This is a genomic window from Mesorhizobium sp. WSM4904 (assembly GCF_029674545.1).
Lineage (GTDB): Bacteria > Pseudomonadota > Alphaproteobacteria > Rhizobiales > Rhizobiaceae > Mesorhizobium.
In genome coordinates this window covers 4,648,582-4,666,908 of sequence record NZ_CP121354.1, presented here as the reverse complement: position 1 = coordinate 4,666,908, position 18,327 = coordinate 4,648,582, and the positions used below count along the sequence as shown (strand labels likewise).

17 protein-coding genes and 1 tRNA gene are annotated in these 18,327 nt (G+C 63.4%); 10 read left to right on the top strand and 8 right to left on the bottom strand.

The genetic code is table 11. The features are described from left to right. Window positions 1-12 precede the first annotated feature (12 nt). Window positions 13-1,380 (top strand): hypothetical protein, encoded by a 1,368-nt coding sequence (locus QAZ47_RS22485; protein WP_278230766.1) that lies wholly within the window; start codon window positions 13-15, stop codon window positions 1,378-1,380. Between the two features lie 3 nt (window positions 1,381-1,383). After that, the gene (locus tag QAZ47_RS22480) at window positions 1,384-1,767 is read left to right on the top strand and encodes a hypothetical protein (protein WP_278230765.1); all 384 of its coding nucleotides are present in this window, start codon (window positions 1,384-1,386) and stop codon (window positions 1,765-1,767) included. Window positions 1,768-1,926: 159 nt separating this feature from the next. Here QAZ47_RS22480 and QAZ47_RS22475 read toward each other — a convergent pair whose 3' ends face one another. The 4 genes from QAZ47_RS22475 to QAZ47_RS22460 form a co-directional block, all read right to left on the bottom strand. Then, complete coding sequence (locus tag QAZ47_RS22475) at window positions 1,927-2,160, bottom strand: hypothetical protein (RefSeq protein ID WP_278230764.1); 234 nt, start codon at window positions 2,158-2,160, stop codon at window positions 1,927-1,929. Window positions 2,161-2,444: 284 nt separating this feature from the next. Continuing rightward, entirely contained in the window at window positions 2,445-2,726 is a 282-nt protein-coding gene (locus QAZ47_RS22470) for a hypothetical protein (protein ID WP_278230763.1), read from the bottom strand. 318 nt (window positions 2,727-3,044) lie between these two features. Then, window positions 3,045-3,118: transfer RNA gene (locus QAZ47_RS22465), tRNA-Gln, on the bottom strand. Window positions 3,119-3,264: 146 nt separating this feature from the next. Beyond that, window positions 3,265-4,197 carry a YbhN family protein gene (locus tag QAZ47_RS22460; protein WP_278230762.1) on the bottom strand — a complete coding sequence of 311 codons (933 nt, stop codon included), beginning with the start codon at window positions 4,195-4,197 and terminating at the stop codon, window positions 3,265-3,267. Window positions 4,198-4,451: 254 nt separating this feature from the next. Here QAZ47_RS22460 and QAZ47_RS22455 point away from each other — a divergent pair, with 254 nt between their 5' ends. Continuing rightward, on the top strand, window positions 4,452-5,813 hold the full coding sequence (locus QAZ47_RS22455) for a Ppx/GppA phosphatase family protein (RefSeq protein ID WP_278230761.1): 1,362 nt from the start codon (window positions 4,452-4,454) through the stop codon (window positions 5,811-5,813). Window positions 5,814-6,150: 337 nt separating this feature from the next. Then, window positions 6,151-6,864, top strand: coding sequence for an RlmE family RNA methyltransferase (locus tag QAZ47_RS22450; RefSeq protein WP_278230760.1), 714 nt, complete (start codon window positions 6,151-6,153; stop codon window positions 6,862-6,864). Between the two features lie 225 nt (window positions 6,865-7,089). On the opposite strand, the gene QAZ47_RS22445 is transcribed toward QAZ47_RS22450, so the two are convergent. Then, window positions 7,090-8,511, bottom strand: coding sequence for an MFS transporter (locus QAZ47_RS22445; RefSeq protein ID WP_278230759.1), 1,422 nt, complete (start codon window positions 8,509-8,511; stop codon window positions 7,090-7,092). Window positions 8,512-8,725: 214 nt separating this feature from the next. Between QAZ47_RS22445 and QAZ47_RS22440 the strand changes: the two genes are divergently transcribed. The 4 genes from QAZ47_RS22440 to QAZ47_RS22425 all read left to right on the top strand — a co-directional run bounded on the left by QAZ47_RS22440 (window position 8,726) and on the right by QAZ47_RS22425 (window position 11,651). After that, entirely contained in the window at window positions 8,726-8,974 is a 249-nt protein-coding gene (locus QAZ47_RS22440) for a type II toxin-antitoxin system prevent-host-death family antitoxin (protein ID WP_278230758.1), read from the top strand. Beyond that, window positions 8,971-9,420: a PIN domain-containing protein gene (locus tag QAZ47_RS22435; RefSeq protein ID WP_278230757.1), complete on the top strand. Its 450-nt coding sequence runs from the start codon at window positions 8,971-8,973 to the stop codon at window positions 9,418-9,420. The genes QAZ47_RS22440 and QAZ47_RS22435 overlap by 4 nt, the downstream gene beginning before the upstream one ends. A gap of 139 nt (window positions 9,421-9,559) precedes the next feature. Then, the gene (gene guaB, locus QAZ47_RS22430; protein ID WP_278202857.1) at window positions 9,560-11,062 is read left to right on the top strand and encodes an IMP dehydrogenase; all 1,503 of its coding nucleotides are present in this window, start codon (window positions 9,560-9,562) and stop codon (window positions 11,060-11,062) included. Then, window positions 10,998-11,651, top strand: coding sequence for a hypothetical protein (locus tag QAZ47_RS22425; protein WP_278230756.1), 654 nt, complete (start codon window positions 10,998-11,000; stop codon window positions 11,649-11,651). Before guaB ends, QAZ47_RS22425 begins: the two co-directional genes overlap by 65 nt. Before the next feature lie 36 nt (window positions 11,652-11,687). Here the strand turns inward: QAZ47_RS22425 and rnd are convergent, their stop codons facing one another. The 3 genes from rnd to QAZ47_RS22410 all read right to left on the bottom strand — a co-directional run bounded on the left by rnd (window position 11,688) and on the right by QAZ47_RS22410 (window position 15,526). After that, window positions 11,688-12,839, bottom strand: coding sequence for a ribonuclease D (gene rnd, locus QAZ47_RS22420; protein ID WP_278230755.1), 1,152 nt, complete (start codon window positions 12,837-12,839; stop codon window positions 11,688-11,690). Window positions 12,840-12,916: 77 nt separating this feature from the next. After that, a complete protein-coding gene (locus tag QAZ47_RS22415) occupies window positions 12,917-14,158 on the bottom strand; it encodes an MFS transporter (protein WP_278230754.1) in 1,242 nt (413 codons plus the stop codon). A 135-nt stretch (window positions 14,159-14,293) separates the two neighbouring features. Next, a complete protein-coding gene (locus tag QAZ47_RS22410) occupies window positions 14,294-15,526 on the bottom strand; it encodes an MFS transporter (protein ID WP_278230753.1) in 1,233 nt (410 codons plus the stop codon). 109 nt (window positions 15,527-15,635) lie between these two features. Here QAZ47_RS22410 and QAZ47_RS22405 point away from each other — a divergent pair, with 109 nt between their 5' ends. Together QAZ47_RS22405 and aspS are read left to right on the top strand one after the other, a co-directional pair. After that, on the top strand, window positions 15,636-16,394 hold the full coding sequence (locus QAZ47_RS22405; RefSeq protein ID WP_278230752.1) for a DeoR/GlpR family DNA-binding transcription regulator: 759 nt from the start codon (window positions 15,636-15,638) through the stop codon (window positions 16,392-16,394). A 118-nt stretch (window positions 16,395-16,512) separates the two neighbouring features. After that, entirely contained in the window at window positions 16,513-18,300 is a 1,788-nt protein-coding gene (gene aspS, locus QAZ47_RS22400; RefSeq protein WP_278233845.1) for an aspartate--tRNA ligase, read from the top strand. Window positions 18,301-18,327 lie beyond the last annotated feature (27 nt).

Sequence of the window (18,327 nt, the reverse complement as noted above, 5' to 3'; positions counted from 1 at the left end):
TGGAGGTCTGAGGTGCTGATTTTTTCGAGGCGCACGGTACAGCAGCTGATCGACATAGCAGAGCCGCGGGTAGCCAAGACGCATCTTGAGAGACTGGCAGCGAACGTTGACAGGAAAAAAAGAAGCGGCATTCCGGACGTCTGGGAACTCTATCTACTGGTCGGCCATATCTTGGCTCACGATGCAGTGCACGAGCAGCCGCTTTCAAGCGGGAAGAAGCCCGATATCCATCTACCGCGACATGAGGTCTATATCGACGTCAAAACGATCTCCGACGACAACGCTCATGACGTTTATCCGGTCAATTTCTTCATGGACACATTCATGGAGCAAGTTCGGCGCCGCCTCCCGGTGCTAGGCGATTTCCACGTCGAATTCGGATCAAGACTGGAGGATGTCGATGGTCAGTCAACTCATGTTCCAGCACTGCCCGAGAAAAACGAGATTTCGAGCATCGCTAAGGAAATCGTGAAGGATCTAAAACGCCTCGGCGGTGACTTCTCAGCCCTATTTGCGCACAATGTTCAGTTTCGAGGTGTGACAACCACGATATCTTACAAGCCATCCCGTCCAAACTTCCCGCTAATCGGGTCGAACTACACGTCCTTCACGACTCTCAGAAGCAATGAGCGCTCCGTCGCCACCAGAGCCCTCGATGAAGCTAGCGAACAGTTGGCATCGGCACCGGAAGGATCGCTGAGAGGAGTTTACCTTTGCGATGGCGGCACCGACCTATGGTCCAAAGGAGCGTCCTATAGAACCTTCCCCATCCACGACATCGCCCGAGGCTATCTGGCGAAGACCGACAAGCTGGATTTCATTGTTCTCTTCACTGTCCAAGAAAGTTATGAGCCTCTTGAACCGTCGGGCTCGCAGTTGGTTCTGCTGCCAGCCTCGCTACTCACTGGACAGAAGAAGAGGTACACCGTCAGCTACGACGTGATCGCAAGGACAGATTCCATCCAAAAAAAGATTGAAGGGCTTGTCCGCGAGGCGTTATCCCCCCTCGATCCACCGGTGCAGAACATAGAATCGGCATACGCCAATCGGATGAGGGAGGGCAGCAGCATGGGATTCCGCAAGGGCGTGGCAACTTTCGGCGAAAACAAGATACGGATACCGGCCCGATCTCTGGGCGAGATACTCGCAGGAGGGTCTGCGGCAGAGGTTTTGGATGGAGGGGTAAACTCTCCCCTACGGGCGTCCGATCGCTTTGCCAAGTTCCAAAGGGAGGGCAGGACCATCATAAAGATCGAACTTGTGCACGGGCATCCGCAGGACGATGACTGGATCGACATCACTTTCGGAGCAAAAGACCCCGCCATTTCACCGCTTCGGGTTGGCGGTGACAGAGATGACGGCGCTGGCGGAGAGCAATAGGAGATGGCTAGAGCGGGGCTGAAATTCAATGCCAATTATCCGGATCCCACGATGACAGTCTCTCTCGTCAGAGATGATGATGTGATTGATTCATTCAAGCTGCCAATCGATGAAGTCAGCAAGCTGGCCGGAACAGCCTTGGGCGTGGCCGCCGAGGCTCACAGGGTTAGCGGCAAACCGAACCCGCATATGTCAAGGCATGAAGAAGTTTCGCTTACATCGGTTCAATGCACAGGATTGAACATCGCCCCTGGTCGCACACCAACATCGCTGACACTGATGTTCTATTTTGGCGAGGCTGTTCTAGGAATAGAGGTTCCTCATCAACTAGCACAGAAATTTGCTCAACGTATGCTGACGTCTGCCGCCGGCGGCTCAGCTCAATAGGATCGTTGTCCGTCTTCATACTTCCTCTCTCCTATCCCTTCCTGATGTGGCGTCTAGACGTCGCCGCATAGATGCAGCCCCGTGTACACGCGAGTTAGGACGGCCACCAAGTCATCGTCTGCACGAACGCCACGGCCAAGGCAAAGGCGAGCTTGGCAATCATTCCTTACCGCCCGGCAGGACCGTCAGACGCGAGTGCGGCCGACCGGCGATGACGCCCCTCACCGTTCCGTCTCTCAACGCTTCGATCAAACGCATGATCCGCTCCAGCACGTCCGGCATGATCTGCTGCTCGCCGTCGCCACGCTCCATCGCATCCAAGGCGCAGTTTATGAAGCCGTGCATGAAGGCGATCGCCAACTGTGCCGGCGAGCCATCGCGTGCCGCGAGCATTGGCGCCAGGCTGGCGAAGGTGTCGAGGGCTGGGAGGCTGGCGACGATGAATGCGAGGTTTCGTTCGCGACCACCTTCACGGGTGAGGGGCGGTCGCAGGTAAACGACTTGCTGCGCACGATCAGCGCTGGGCGAGAGCCCCCTCTGCGCTTCGCCTGCCGGTGACGCGGTGCCGGTAGGGCAGGCTCCCAGTCATCGTCAGCAACTGGAATATTTGGGGGATGGGGGCAACGACCACCGCTTGCGGCGGCCCTTGCCCCCATATTCTGAATTGCCGCTAGTAGCTAGTCGTCCTCGTCATGCACGAGCGAGATCTGAAAATCGCGCACAAGTTTCACCCTCACTTCGTGCGTGTGCTTGGAATTGAACGCGCCGACCGGGTATTCCGTGACCTCCCACGCCACATGACCATCCTCAAAATCGAAGCGGGCGGCGTACGTAGCTTCCGCACCCATCGCGCGCTCCTCGATATGCTCCTCCCAGGCGAGTTCATCAGCTTCGATCTCTCGCTCATTTCCGGTCGTCAGAGCCCGAATAAGGGCCGTTCCGTTTACTTCAATATGCATTGTTTGTTTCCTCGAAAACAGGCGGATGTCCTCTGCGGCGCCATGTAGGTGTGGCTTTGCGTTCAGCCAAGGTTGCGGGGACCCTAACGCATGCAAGGTCTGCGATTTTTTTCGTGTTCTTTTGGGCTGAGCTCTTGGCGGATGCGGGCACAAATCGAGCAATTCCGTGCTGCAATCGTGTTGCACAGACGAAAAGCGACAGTTTAGGACAGTCAATGATTACAATGACTTAGATGTAAAGGGCCTGCACGGATAGTGCGACACGAATTTATGAACGGCCGTTAGCCGCAAGACATTGAAAACAAAATAGAAAGTCGCTGGCTGGGGAACCTGGATTCGAACCAGGACTAACGGAGTCAGAGTCCGCTGGTCTACCGTTAACCTATTCCCCAGCAGGCGCGATCGGTATAACGCGCGAAGCGGGCGGCTCAAGCGCCGCGAGCGCTGCCTTGTAGCCGCCGCCCGAAAATAGTCAACCCCGCGCCGCAGTTCAACCGCAGCCTTTTTTCTCCTTCGGCCGCGGAACGCTTGGGCAGGCTCAGCGGTCGCCGCGGCTGTATTGCGAATGCTCGAAGAACAGCACCACGCCGAGCCCGATGAGCAGCGGGACGATCAGGTAGAACAGGCGGAACACCAGGAGTGCCGCCAGCACGCCGACCGGATCCATGTCCGAAAAGCCGGTGAGGAAGACGACCTCGAACACGCCGAGGGCGCCCGGCGCATGCGACAGCAACCCCACCGAGAAGGACACCATGAACACGCCGAGCACGACGAAATAGCCGGGATTGCCGGCCGCCGGCAGGGCAAAGTAGATGATCGCTGCGGCCGCCAGCAGCTCGACCGGGCCGACAAGCAACTGCCGCGCCACGATCGGCAGCGCCGGATAATGCAGCTGGAAGCCGCCGATCTTGAGCGGCCTCAGATGCAGCCAGCTGCCGAAGGCGTAGGCGCCGACCAGGATCAGCATGGCGAGGCCCGCGGCTATCGCCGGTCCGTGATGCGGCGCGCCGGAGAAGCGATCGACGATCTGTGGCTCCAGCACCAGCACGAGGCCCCCGACGAGCAGGCTGGAGAGCACGAAGGTGATCCAGCAGATCGCCACCAGCACGCCGACGTCCTGGCCGGTCAGGCTCCTGGTGCCGTAGGCGCGGTAGCGGATCACGGCGCCCGAGATCACCGAGCCGCCGATGTTGTGCGACAGCGCATAGGTGGTGAAGGAGCAAAGCGTGACGAACAGCCACGATACCTTTTTGCCGATATGGAGCAGCGCGATGTGGTCGTAGCCGGCGAGCGAGGCATAGGCGACGATCGAGCTCAGCGCCGCCAATATCCAGCCGCGCGGCGGAATGGCGGCGATGCCGTCCCAGACGTCGTCGATCGAGATGCCGCGCAGCTCATGCCAGAGCAGGAGCAGCGAGAAGATCACCGCTCCGATGCCGATGACCGGCCAGAAATAACGCCTCCAGTTCATGGCGAGATCGTCATTCGTTGCAGCTCATGGATCGCTTGTTGCCCGGCCTCTGTCCCTCGTTTTGAGACATGCCCGATCGAAGCCGGCTATTCAACTGCGAAGCACCGTCCCCTTGCGGGAGACGGGTGGCGGCAAAAATCGGACCATGCGCTCTTGGTGATTGTCAAACGCGCTGCTAGTCTGGCGTCAACTTGAAACAAATCGAGGTGCCTGCTGCGTCCTTTCCGGTTCGCGCGGCGCCGAAAGGAACGGAAGTGGAAGACCACGACACCGGCGCCGGCGCGTCGGAAGTGGGCATGTCTGGGGCGTCGCCGGTGGGGCAGGCAGGCCCGTCCACGGTGCGATTCAGCCGTCATGCGGGCGCGCACGCCAGACATGCCGACCCAAGACATGCCAACCAAAGACATGCCGACCATCAAGGCGAGAACCAGAAGGGCAAGACGCGCAAGCGCCGCAAGCGCAGGCGCGGCCGTAAGGTTTTCGTGCGCGACGAAAACGGCGCCGTACCGCCACCGGCGGCTGCCGGCGCTCCCGCCAGCCATGCGCCTCAGCCCGTTGTGGCAACGTCACAGCCGCGGCCGCCGGTTCCCAACGTGCCGCGCCAGCCGCTGCAGGAACTGCCGGTATTCGCGGCGCTCGATCTCGGCACCAACAACTGTCGGCTGCTGGTGGCGGTGCCCGGCCGCCATGGCCAGTTCCGCGTCATCGATGCCTTCTCGCGCATCGTCAGGCTGGGCGAGGGGCTTTCCGCCAGCGGCCGGCTCGGCCAGGCCGCCATGGACCGCGCCGTCGAGGCGCTCAAGATCTGCGGCGATAAGCTGCGCAACCGCAAGATCAGGAAGGCGAGGCTGATCGCCACCGAGGCCTGCCGCTCCGCCGCAAACGGCGTCGAGTTCCTCGACCGCGTCGAACGCGAGGCGGGGCTCAAGCTGGAGATCATCGACCGCCAGACCGAGGCCCGCCTGGCCGTCTCCGGCTGCGGCTCGCTGGTCGAGCGCGACACGCGCGGCGTGGTGCTGTTCGATATCGGCGGCGGCTCGTCCGAAATCGCCCTGATCGACCTCAGCCGAGGCCAGCGCTCGCCGCGGCTCGCCAACCACATCGTCTCCTGGACGTCGCTTCCCGTGGGCGTCGTCTCGCTTGCCGAGCGTTTTGGTGGCCGCACGGTGACGCGCGAAACCTTCACCGCGATGGTCGACGACGTCGCGGTGCGGCTCAAGGCTTTCGACGGGCGCGACCGGCTGGCGCATGTGCTGGCCAGTCCCCAGTTCCATCTGCTTGGCACCTCCGGCACGGTGACGACGTTGGCTGGCGTCCATCTCGATCTCGAGCGTTACGACCGCCGCCGCGTCGACGGCCTGTGGATGGACCGCCAGAGCGTCGACCGCATGGTGGAAAAGCTGATCGGCTGGGATTTCCAGCAGCGCGTGGCCAATCCCTGCATCGGCGCCGATCGCGCCGACCTCGTGCTTGCCGGCTGCGCCATCCTGGAAGCGATCCGCGGTGTCTGGCCGTCCGAGCGGCTGCGCGTCGCCGATCGCGGCCTGCGCGAAGGCATATTGAGCGAGCTGATGGCCGATGACGGCGTCTGGCGCAACGATGGGCGCCGCGCATGATCCCAAAAAGTGGCTGCGTTGTTTTGATGAGCAGTCGACCCCCACTCCGTCGAGCTTCGCTCGACACCTCTCCCCCGATCGACGGGGGAGAGGAAAGGCGCGAGCTTGTGTCGCCTGGCATCCTTCCTCTCCCTCCGGAGGGGGGAGAGGTGGCGCCGCGAAGCGGCGACGGAGTGGGGGAAGCCCTCCGTGAAACGCGAAGCCGCCGCAAAGCCGGCACGACGAAGCGAGCGGGAAGAAGCGGATCGGAAATCCTGATCCTGAATTTCAGGACCGGGCCAGCGAAAAGTGGCGATCGGTTTTCGCATAAGATCATGCTCGGGCAAGAAATCAGGCAATGACAAAGAAACCTGAAAAGCCGGGCTCGGCCGGCATGCGCGTGCTGAAGACGAGGATCAAGAAGAAGAGCGGCCTGAAGGAGTCCTCGCGCCGCTGGCTCGAGCGCCACATGAACGATCCCTATGTGCAGCGCTCCAAGGCCGACGGCTATCGCTCCCGCGCCGCCTACAAGCTGACCGAGATCGACGACAAGCATCATCTTCTGAAGCCCGGCATGAAGGTGATCGACCTCGGCGCCGCTCCCGGCGGCTGGTGCCAGGTGGCGGCGGCGCGGACGAAGTCGACAGCGGAAAATCCGCATGTCGTCGGCATCGATTATCTCGAGATGGATGCGGTGCCGGGCGCCGTCATCCTGCAGATGGATTTCCTCGATCCGGAAGCGCCGCAAAGGCTGTCCGAGGCGCTTGGAGGCCGACCCGATGTCGTGCTGTCCGACATGGCGGCTCCCACCACCGGACACCGCCGCACGGACCACCTGCGCACCATGCACCTATGCGAAGTGGCGGCCGATTTCGCGCTCCAGGTTTTGAAGCCCGGCGGGCATTTCCTGGCCAAGACCTTTCAGGGCGGTGCGGAGAACGAGCTCTTGTCGCGGCTGAAGCAGAATTTCCGCTCGGTCCACCACGTCAAGCCGCCGGCTTCGCGCGATGAGTCGGTGGAGCTTTATCTGCTGGCAAAGGAGTTCAAGGGCTCTGGCACTTCGTCATCCTAGGGCGGAGCAAGGAGCGAAGCGACGCGCGCAGACCCTAGGATCCATGCCGTTACCTTTGCCGACCAACGCTTGCGTCGCAGAAAAAGCCCGACTTTTGCCGCCGTTCAAACCGCAGATTCTGCGCCGTAGAAATGCTGAAATGTCACGGCATGGATCCTAGGGTCTGCGCTCCGCTTCGCGTCGCTTCGCCCTAGGATGACGAAGTCACGCGGCGCGCCGACCCCACTACTTCCCTGCAGTGCCCACCGTCTCCAGCGTCTTCGGCTTCGTCAGCCCGCCGTGGCCCGACACCGCGTTGCCGGCATCGGGCGCCAGCCGCATGAAGGTGAGCGAGGCGATCGCCGACACCGCCGCGACGATGAAGAAGGCGATGTGGAAGTCACTTAAGGTCAGCGGGCCGCCATGGATCGAGGTCGATACTTCGAGGATGCCGCCGGCCAGCGCCACGCCAAGCGCGATCGACAGCTGCTGGAAGACGGCGGTTATCGGCGTCGCCTTGCTGGTGTCGGCGGGGGAAATCTCGGCATAGGAAAGTGCGTTGACGCCGGTGAAGAACATCGAGCGGATGAAGCCGCCGACCAAAAGGATCGCGAGCATCAGCGCGTAGGGCGTCTCGGGGGTGAAGAGGCCGTAGATGGCGATCGAGCCGGCGGCGATCAGCGAACCCCAGATCAGCACCCGGCGGAAGCCGGCGAGCCGGAAAAGCAGCGCGGTGACGAACTTCATGCCGATGGCGCCGACCGCCGAGACGAAGGTGATCATGCCGGACTGGAACGGCGTCAGCCCGAAGCCGATCTGGAACATCAGAGGCAGCAGGAAAGGCACTGCGCCGATGCCGATGCGGAACAGCGAGCCGCCAAGCACGGAAGAACGGAACACCTGGTTGCGGAAGAGCTCCAGCGCCAGCAGCGGATTCCTGGCGCGCCGGGCATGCAGGAGATAGAACACGCCCGAAACCAGGCCGACGGCTACGGTGATGAAGCCGGCGATCGGCGGCAAGGCGGGAAGGCTGACCACCGAGAGGCCGAAGACGATGCCTGACGCGGCGAGGCCGCTGAGCACGAAACCCGGAAAATCGAGCGGGGGCGTCTCGGCGGGCGCGGTCTCCGGCAAATAGCGGGTGGCGAGCCAGATGCCCAGAAGCCCGATCGGCACGTTGATCAGGAAGATCCAGTGCCAGGTGAAATAGGTGGTGATGAAGCCGCCGATCGGCGGTCCGACCAGCGGTCCGACCAGCGCCGGCACCGTCAGCCATGACATCGCCGCGACGAGCTCGTTCTTCGGCGTGGTTCGCACCAGCACCAGGCGCCCGACCGGCGTCATCATGGCGCCGCCCATGCCTTGCAGGAAGCGCGACACCACGAAGGCCGGCAGCGAGTTGGCAAAGGCGCAGGCGACCGAGCCGGCGATGAAGACGGCGATCGCGGCGCGAAACACGCTCTTGGCGCCGAACCGGTCCGCCATCCAGCCGCTGATCGGAATGAAGATCGCCAGCGACACCAGATAGGCCGTCAGCGCCAGCTTGAGCGCGATCGGGCTGGTGTGGATGTCGACGGCGATCGCCGGCAGCGAGGTCGCGATCACGGTCGAATCCATGTTCTCCATGAACAGTGCGACCGCCAGGATGAGCGGGATGATGCGGTTCAAGGGAATGCCCTGATTTGTCTTCGCGATTTCCAGGCCAGGCTGGGGGCGATCCGGCACGCCCGGGCGGTTAACACGCCTAGGCCCGGATGTCGCATTAAATTGCGGTCACTTTTGCGCGACCGCAACCGCTGGTGGCCGTCACGACCCGGCAATGGCTTGCTAAACTCGAACTGCATTATTATTGTAGTGAAAATAACTACAGACGGGTGCAGCCATGGACGAAGCCGTTTCGGCAGCCGATGCCAATCGTAGATTCTCCCATATCTTGCGTGAGGTGCGAGAGGGTCTCAGCTACGTCGTGACCAGCCACGGGCGGCCGGTAGCGCGGATCGTGCCTATCGAGAAGCATGAGGGTGGCGTGGCCTCCCGCTCGCGCGCAGCATTGTTGTCGCGACTCGAACGGCAACCGATCGTCGATGCCGGACGCTGGACCCGCGACGAACTTTATGAGGACGATCGGTGAAGGTCGCGATCGACACCAATGTCCTTGCCTACGCGGAGGGCGTCAACGACGTGCAGAAACGCGGCCTCGTTCTCGACCTGTTACACAACGTTCCACAAGAGGCTGCCATTATTCCGGTCCAGGTGCTGGGCGAACTGTTCAATGTTCTTGTCCGCAAGGCCGGAAGGTCGCCTCAGGAAGCTCGAGATGCGTTGCTTGGCTGGAGTGACGCCTACCGGATTGCTGGAACGACGCCGGAGGTGATGACGATGGCTGTCGATCTTGCGGCGGACCATCGCTTCGGCATCTGGGATGCCGTCATTCTTTCCGCTGCTTCGCAAACGGGTTGCCGGCTGCTTCTGTCGGAAGACCTGCAGGACGGCTTCACCTGGGGCGGTGTAACCGTTGTCAATCCGTTTGCATCGCCGCGTCACGCTCTGCTGGATGCTCTCCTCGCTGCGGCGTAGAACCTCAAGCGCCCGCAACGATCGGCTTTTCAACCGCAACAGGACGTGTTACCAGCCAGCGCCAATCCTGAAAGGGAAGATGAGAGTCGGCGCTGGCCATTCCGGTCCAGCGCCTTTTCCGCATTCAAAAGGACTGGCCATGGCAAAAATCATCGAGACGTCCACCGGCGCGCTGGCGCTGACCTTCGACGACGTGCTGCTGCAGCCCGGCCATTCCGAGGTCATGCCCGGCCAGACCGACATCCGCACCCGCATCGCTGGCGACATCGATCTCAACGTGCCCATCCTTTCGGCGGCCATGGACACGGTCACCGAAGCGAGGCTCGCGATCGCCATGGCGCAGGCCGGCGGCATCGGCGTCATCCACCGCAATTTCTCGCCGGCCGAGCAGGCCGAGCAGGTCAGGCAGGTGAAGAAGTTCGAATCCGGCATGGTGGTGAATCCCGTCACCATCGGCCCCGACGCCACGCTCGCCGACGCGCTGGCGCTGATGCGCGCCCATGGCATTTCCGGCATTCCGGTGGTCGAGAATGGCGGTACCGGCGGTCACACGGTGGGGCGCCTTGTCGGCATCCTCACCAACCGCGACGTGCGCTTCGCTTCCGATCCGTCGCAGAAGGTCTACGAGCTGATGACCCGTGAGAACCTGATCACGGTCAAGGAGAATGTCGACCAGGACGAGGCCAAGCGCCTGCTGCACAAGCACCGCATCGAGAAGCTGGTGGTGGTTGATCGGAAGGGCAATTGCGTCGGCCTGATCACCGTCAAGGACATCGAGAAGTCGCAGCTCAACCCGCACGCCACCAAGGACGCGCAGGGACGGCTTCGCGCCGCCGCCGCCACCAGCGTCGGCGATGACGGCTTCGAGCGCGCCGAACGCCTGATCGACGCCGGCGTCGACCTTCTGGTCATCGACACCGCGCACGGCCACTCGCAACGCGTTCTGGATGCCGTGACGCGGGCAAAGAAGCTGTCGAACTCCGTGCGCATCCTGGCCGGCAACGTCGCCACCGCCGAAGGCACGCGGGCGCTGATCGACGCCGGTGCCGACGCCGTCAAGGTCGGTATCGGCCCGGGCTCCATTTGCACCACCCGTATCGTCGCCGGCGTCGGCGTGCCGCAGCTCTCGGCGATCATGTCGGCGGTGGAGACGGCCGACAAGGCGGGCGTGACGGTGATCGCAGACGGCGGCATCAAATATTCGGGCGATCTCGCCAAGGCGCTCGCCGCCGGCGCAAGTGCCGCCATGATCGGCTCGCTGCTTGCCGGCACTGACGAGAGCCCGGGCGAGGTCTATTTGCACCAGGGCCGCTCCTTCAAGGCTTATCGCGGCATGGGTTCGGTCGGCGCAATGGCGCGCGGCTCGGCCGACCGCTACTTCCAGGCCGAGGTGCGCGACACGCTGAAACTGGTTCCGGAGGGCATTGAAGGGCAGGTTCCCTACAAAGGACCTGTGGCTGGCGTGCTGCACCAGCTTGCAGGCGGCCTGAAAGCCGCTATGGGTTATGTCGGTGGGCGCGATCTTGCCGAGTTCCGTGAACGCGCCACCTTTGTGCGCATATCAAACGCCGGACTTCGTGAAAGCCACGCCCATGACGTCACGATCACCCGCGAAAGCCCGAACTATCCGGGCGGACTTTGAGCAGGCCGGCGAGCGGCCGGATCGCCTGGGACTATGGCGCAACCTGATCGTGACGGTGTTGCGCCTGTCGCGTCACGCGGCGGCGCTCTCCATCGCGTCCGCCGCGATCTTCATCGCCATGACGGCGCTGGAGTTCTTCTATTTCCGCCGCCTGAGCGGCGGGCTCCCGTCGCTCGACATGCGCATCACCGGCTTCACGCCGGATGAAGGCATGGCGTGGCTGACGGCGCTCGGCCGGCGGGGCGGCGAGATCATCATCGTCTGGCATTATCTGACTTTTGACCTGCTGTTCCCGGCGCTGCTGTCGCTCACCTTGCTCAGTCTGATCCTGGCTTTCGGCCGGCGGCTGAGCAATTTCCGCGCCATGCCTGCCCAGTTGCAGGCGCTGTCGGCATTGGCGCTGGTTCTGCCCTACACGCTCGCCGATTACGCGCAGAACTTCGTGATCGCGCGGCTGCTGTCGGATTTCCAGTTGGCCAATCCCGATTCGCTGGCCTTCGCCTCATCGCTGATCGTGACCAAGTTCGCGCTTCTGGCCATTCCCGTCGCGGTCGTCGCGGTGTTCGCGCTGGCAGTACAACGGCGCTGAACGGTCTCTCCTTCTCCCAGGGGAGAAGGGAAGGCGCTACAAATCGAATACCGCTATCCTGCGCTTGTCGAACTTGATGCCGATCTCGCCGCGCACCAGCCTCAGCGCCTGTTCGCCGAACACGGCCCGCCGCCAGCCTTGCAGCGCCGGCACGTCGGCATCGTCGCCCTCGGCGGCGATGCGGTCGATGTCGTCGCTGGAGGCGAGCACCTTGGAGGCGACGCCTTCCTTCTCGGCGACGATCCGGAGCAGCACCTTGAGCAGTTCCGCTGCCGCGCTCGAGCCCTCGGGCGGCTGGAACGTCTTCGGCAGTTTGGGCATCGCTTCCTTCGGCATGGCAAGCGCCGTGTTGACCGCGCCGAGCAGCGCCATGGCTGTTGCCGAACGCTCCCAGCCCTTCGGCGTCGTGCGCAGCCGGCCGAGGGCCGTGGCGTCGCGCGGCGCCTGTTGCGCGATCTCGTAGATCGCATCATCCTTGAGCACGCGGCCGCGCGGCACGTCGCGCTCGCGCGCCTCGCGCTCGCGCCAGGCGGCCACCGTTTGAACGATCGCCAGTTCCTGCGGCTTGCGCAGCCGCATCTTCAGCCGCTTCCAGGCGTCCTCCGGATGCGGATCGTAGGTCTGGCGCGAGGTGAGGACGTCCATCTCCTCGTTCAGCCAATGGGCGCGGTCCTCGCGCTTCAACTCGGCGCTGAGGTGCTGATAGACCTTGATCAGATGGGTGACGTCGGCAAGCGCATATTCGAGCTGCTTGTCGGAGAGCGGCCGGTGTCGCCAGTCGGTGAAGCGCGAGGATTTGTCGAGCCGGGCGCCGGTGATGCGCTGCACCAGCTGATCGTAGGAGACGCTGTCGCCGAAGCCGCAGACCATGGCCGCCACCTGCGTGTCGAACACCGGATGCGGCACCAGGTCGCCCAGATGGACGATGATTTCGATGTCCTGGCGGGCGGCGTGGAAGACCTTGACCACCGCTTCGTTGGCCATCAGCCGGAAGAAGGGTTTGAGGTCGATGTCCGGCGACAGCGGATCGATCAGCGCCGTCACGCCGGGCGCGGCCATCTGGATCAGACAGAGGATCGGCCAGAAGGTCGTTTCGCGGATGAATTCCGTATCGACGGTGACGAATTCCGACTTTTCGAACGCCGCGATGACGCTCTCGAGTTCTTTCTGGGTGGTGATGACGTGCATCAAATCGCTTTTGGCATCATTTTTACGCCCCTTTCAATTTCAGCCGCGTGCGCTTTCGTCAAGCCGGCGCCACGTCATCATTCGTTGGCCGCGTCCGAATCGCCGCTTCTCCGCGCGAGCCGCGCGAACAACGTCGAGGTGCGCAAAAGTGCAGTGAAGCGGCCGCGTTTGCCTGCCGGCACACCCTCTCGCACCTGCATTCGGTAGAGGATCACGGCAATGAGAATGGCGTAGACAACGGCGCTGAACACGAACAGGGCGCTCGGTCCGAAATACTGCATCACGGCCGATGCCGCGAACGGACCGCCAATGGCGCCGAAGGAATAGAACAGCATCAGCGCCGCGTTGATCAGCACGAATTCCCCTTTATCGGCCCGGTCGTTGGCGTGCGCGGCCGATAGTGAATAAAGTGGCATGGCGAAGCTGCCGAAGATGAAGACGATGACGAAGTTGAGGAACGGGTCGGCCCGCGCCACGAAGGCCAGCGCCAGCGCGGCAAGCATGGCGCAGCACGTCATCGCCAGCAACACCGAGCGCCGGTCCCGGCGGTCGGAAAGATAGCCCAGCGGATATTGGATGAGGGCGCCTCCGAATATGCCGACGCTGACGAACGTCACCACATCGGCAACCGACATGCCGATCCCCTCGGCGTAGACCGGCGACAGCGTGCGAAAGGCGCTGTTGGTGACGCCGACGGCGATGCAGCCGATCGAGCCGAGCGGCGAGATCCGCCAGACGCGCGGCAGGTCGAGCTTGACGTCTTCCGGCGGCGCCGGGTTCGAGCGGTCTGCGAGCGAGACCGGCACCAGCGAAAAGGTGATCATCATCGACATGACGGCGAAGATGGCGAAACCGCCGGCGCCGAAGATCGGAATCAGGAACTGGGCGCCGGTCACCGAGCCGATGTCGACCATGCGGTATATGGCGAGCACCCGGGCGCGGTCCTTGTTGCCGACGCCGGAATTCAGCCAGGCTTCCATGACGGTGAACAGCCCGGCGAAGCAGAAGCCGCCGGCAAAGCGCACCGCGCACCACATGACGGGGTCGATGACCAGCACCAGAAGCAGCGTGCCGACCGAGGCGATTGCGGCGAGAGCGGCAAAGGCCCTGACATGGCCGACCGCCTTCAGGATACGGGTGACTGCCAGGCAGCCGAGCAGGAAGCCGGCGAAATAGAACGTGCCCATGAGGCCGATATCGGAAGCGGAGAAACCTTCCTGCGCGCCGCGCAATGCGATCAGTGTGCCCTGCAGCCCGTTGCCGCCAAGCAGGATGCCTGCGGCGACGAGGAGCGGGATGAGCGGGCGGATGGAAGACATCGAAGAGAGGCAATCACGGATCTGTGACCTCTTCTTGGACCATAGATCCCGTCAATGCCAGGGGCAAATGCGACACGAACACGGTCACATTCTCGCACCCGACGAAGGACATGGGCTGCCAATCGGGTAGCGGCCCTAAGCTTTGCCGGCTCGTATTTCCATCTCCTGCACGATCGTGGATGGCGCCTCGCCTGGAATCGCATTGATACTCTCTGCGGTCGGCCTTCGGCCGAGAGAGCCCGCGGTCAGCAGGCTGAGCGCGATGAAGGGAATGCCGATTCCATAGGCGGAGCGGATGCCCCAATGGTCCGACACGAAGCCGAGCAGCGGCGGGCCGAGCAGGAAGGCAATGAAGGAGATTTGCGAAAGTGCCGCGACGTTGATCGCGGCCGGACGATCCGTCCGTTGCGCTGCCGCGGAGATCGCCAGCGGGAAGAGGGCGCTGCTGCCGATGCCCAACAGGGCAAAGCCCAGCATCGACACCGACGGCGCCGGCGAGAAGAAGACGAGAAGAACGCCGGTGGCCATGGCGGCCAGCAGCACGCGCGCCACGCCGCTTGGCGAGTGACGGTCGACAAAGGAGTCCGCGAAGAAGCGCGTGGTGGCCTGCGAGAAGGCGAACAGCGCCACTGTGAAGCCGGCGACGAAGGGTCCTGAGTCGAACACGGTGCGCATGTAGATCGCCGACCAGTCGATGCTGGCGCCTTCCAGGAGCATCGCCGAAAGCGTCACCGCGACGAGAACGAGGATCGGCAGCGTCGGCCGCGCGAACGCCGGCGCCTTGTCGCCAGTGCTGGCGAAGCGGGCGGGCGCCGGCTCGTAGCCGCCGAGAAACAGCGCCATCGCTATTCCCACCATCGGCACTACCAGCGCCAGATGGAGTTGCGGCGACAGGCCGAGATGCGCCAGCGCGCCGCCGAATAGCCCGGCGCCGAAGAAGCCAGCGCTCCAGAACGAATGTGCCCGGTTCATGATGCGTCGCTTGAGCAGGAACTCGGTCCTGTCGGCCTCGACATTGAGGATGATCTCGACGCTGCCGATCATCAGCCCGACCGGCAGCAGCATGAGGAACAGCGCGACCGGCCCCGGTGCATGCACCGCGATGGAATAGGCGAGCGCCAGAAGCGGAACGAGCCAGAGCAGCGCGCGGCGAAAGCCGACGCGCTCCAGGATCGGCGCGGCGAGCGTCAGCGCGGTCAAGGTGCCGATCGGCGTCCCGATCAGGCTGAGACCCAGCGCGCCGTCCTCGATGTCCATGGCGCGCTTGATGTCCGGCAGCCGTGGGAAAATGTTGCCCATGGCGAAGGAGTAGATCAGGAAACCGGCATAGACGCGGTGCTGAGGGGCGAGTTTCAAGCCAAAGGTCATTTGCAGCATTTCCGTTCGGGAGGTGGGACGGCATCGCCGATCCAATGCGTTATTCCTTGCACAAACATGCAAAACATGCAAGAACGTGCACAACAAAACAGGATCGTGCATGCTGACCGAGGAACGTCACCAATTCATTCGCGACCGACTGGCGGCGGAAGGCAAGGTACTGGCCGGCGAGCTCGCCAGCCGCTTCGGTGTCTCTGAGGATACGGTTCGCCGTGACTTGCGGGAACTCGCCAAGACAGGGCAGCTGCGCCGAGTCTATGGCGGCGCAGTCGCCTTGGCGCCGTTCGCCGCGGCAACGATCAGCCAGCGCGGCGGTCACGCGGTCGAGGAGAAGCTGCGCCTAGCGAAGGCCGCGGTGGGCGTGCTCGCATCGGGACAGACCCTGTTCATCGACGGCGGCACGACGAATGAGGCGATCGCGAGAGCGATCCCGCACGACATCGAGTTGACCGTGGCCACCAATTCGCTCGGCGTCGCATCGGCGCTTGCCGATCTTCCGCGGGTCGAGCTGATCATGGTCGGCGGTCGCTATGTCCGCGACCTCGGCACCTGCGTCGGCGGCGATACGCTTGCGGCCGTGGCGCAGCTCGGCGCCGATCTGTTCTTCCTAGGCTCCTGCGGCCTCGATGCCTCGCGCGGCGTCACGGCTTTCGATTCGGCCGAAGCCGAGGTGAAACGCGCCATGGCCAGGAACAGCGCCGGCATCGTCATCGCCGCCACCAACGACAAGCTCGCCACCGCGGCGCCTTATCGTGTAGCGGCATCCGACGCGATCCGCCATCTGGTGGTGGAGAAGACGGCGCCTTATGCCATCCTCGCCGATTTCGAACGCCTGGGTGCCGAAATCCACTTTGCCTGATCTCAGGCCCGCGCCCGAGTGTGACCGCTTGCCTTGACAAAGCCGGCCTCTCATGCGCTTTTCGCGCCAATTTTCGAGCCGGGCTTTTCGCCCGCAATTCCGGACTTCACCAATGACAATGCATCGTTACCGCAGCCATACCTGTGCCCAATTGAGAAAGAGCGACGTCGGCAATTCCGTCCGCCTGTCGGGCTGGGTGCATCGCGTGCGCGACCATGGCGGGCTGCTCTTCATCGATATGCGCGACCATTACGGCCTGACCCAGATCGTCGCCGATCCGGATTCGCCGGCCTTCAAGGTGGCCGAGACCATGCGTGGAGAATGGGTGATCCGTGTCGATGGCGAGGTCAAGGCGCGCCTGCCGGAGACGGTGAACCCCAACCTGCCGACCGGTGAGATCGAGGTGTTCGCGCGCGAGATCGAGGTGCTGTCGGCGGCCAAGGAGCTGCCGCTGCCGGTGTTCGGCGAGCCGGACTATCCGGAGGACATCCGCCTGAAATACCGCTTCCTCGATCTGCGCCGCGAAACGCTGCACAAGAACATCGTTGCGCGCACCAAGATCATCGCCGAGATGCGCAGGCGCATGGGCGAGGTAGGCTTCACCGAGTTCTCGACGCCGATCCTGACGGCCTCGTCGCCCGAGGGCGCGCGCGACTTCCTGGTGCCGTCGCGCATTCACCCCGGCACCTTCTACGCCCTGCCGCAGGCGCCGCAGCAATACAAGCAGCTGATCATGGTCTCCGGCTTCGACCGCTACTTCCAGATCGCGCCCTGCTTCCGCGACGAGGATCCGCGCGCCGACCGTCTGCCCGGCGAATTCTACCAGCTCGACCTCGAGATGAGCTTCGTCGAGCAGGATGACGTGCTCTCCACCATGGAGCCGGTGCTTCGCGGCGTCTTCGAGACTTTCGCCGCAGGCAAGCCGGTAACGCAGGAATTCCGCCGCATTCCCTTCGATGAGGCGATGCGCACCTACGGCACCGACAAGCCGGACTTGCGCAACCCGATCGAGATGCAGGCGGTCTCGGATCATTTCCGCGATTCCGGTTTCAAGGTGTTCGCCAACATCCTCGCCAACGACGCGAAGGCCGAGGTCTGGGCGATTCCCGCCAAGACCGGCGGCAGCCGTGCCTTCTGCGACCGCATGAATTCCTGGGCGCAAGGCGAGGGGCAGCCCGGGCTGGGCTATATCTTCTGGCGCAAGGAAGGTGAAAAACTCGAAGGCGCCGGCCCGATCGCCAAGAACATTGGCGAGGAGCGCACCGAGGCGATCCGCCAGCAGCTCGGCCTTGCCGATGGCGATGCCGCCTTCTTCGTCGCCGGCGACCCGAAGAAATTCGTCGCCTTCGCGGGCGCCGCGCGCACGCGCGCCGGCGAGGAGCTGAACCTCGTCGACCGCGACCGCTTCGAATTGTGCTGGATCGTCGACTTCCCGTTCTTCGAATGGAACGAGGACGAGATGAAGATCGACTTCGCCCACAACCCGTTCTCGATGCCGCAGGGCGGCATCGACGCTCTGAGCGGTCAGGAGCCGTTGGGCATCAAGGCGTTCCAGTACGACATAGTCTGCAACGGCTTCGAGATCGCTTCCGGCGGCATCCGCAACCATTTGCCGGAAACCATGGTCAAGGCCTTCGAGATGGTTGGGCTCGATCGCGCGACGGTCGAGGAGCGCTTTGGCGGCCTCTATCGCGCCTTCCAGTACGGCGCGCCGCCGCATGGCGGCATGGCGGCCGGCATCGACCGCATCGTCATGCTGCTGGTCGGCGCCAAGAACCTGCGCGAGGTCACAATGTTCCCGATGAACCAGCAGGCCTACGACCTGTTGATGAATGCGCCCTCGGAAGCGACCCCGCAGCAGCTGCGCGAACTGTCGCTGCGCGTCGCGGTGGCGAAGAAGGACTGACGGCAGCGTCGCAACTGCCCTTTCTCC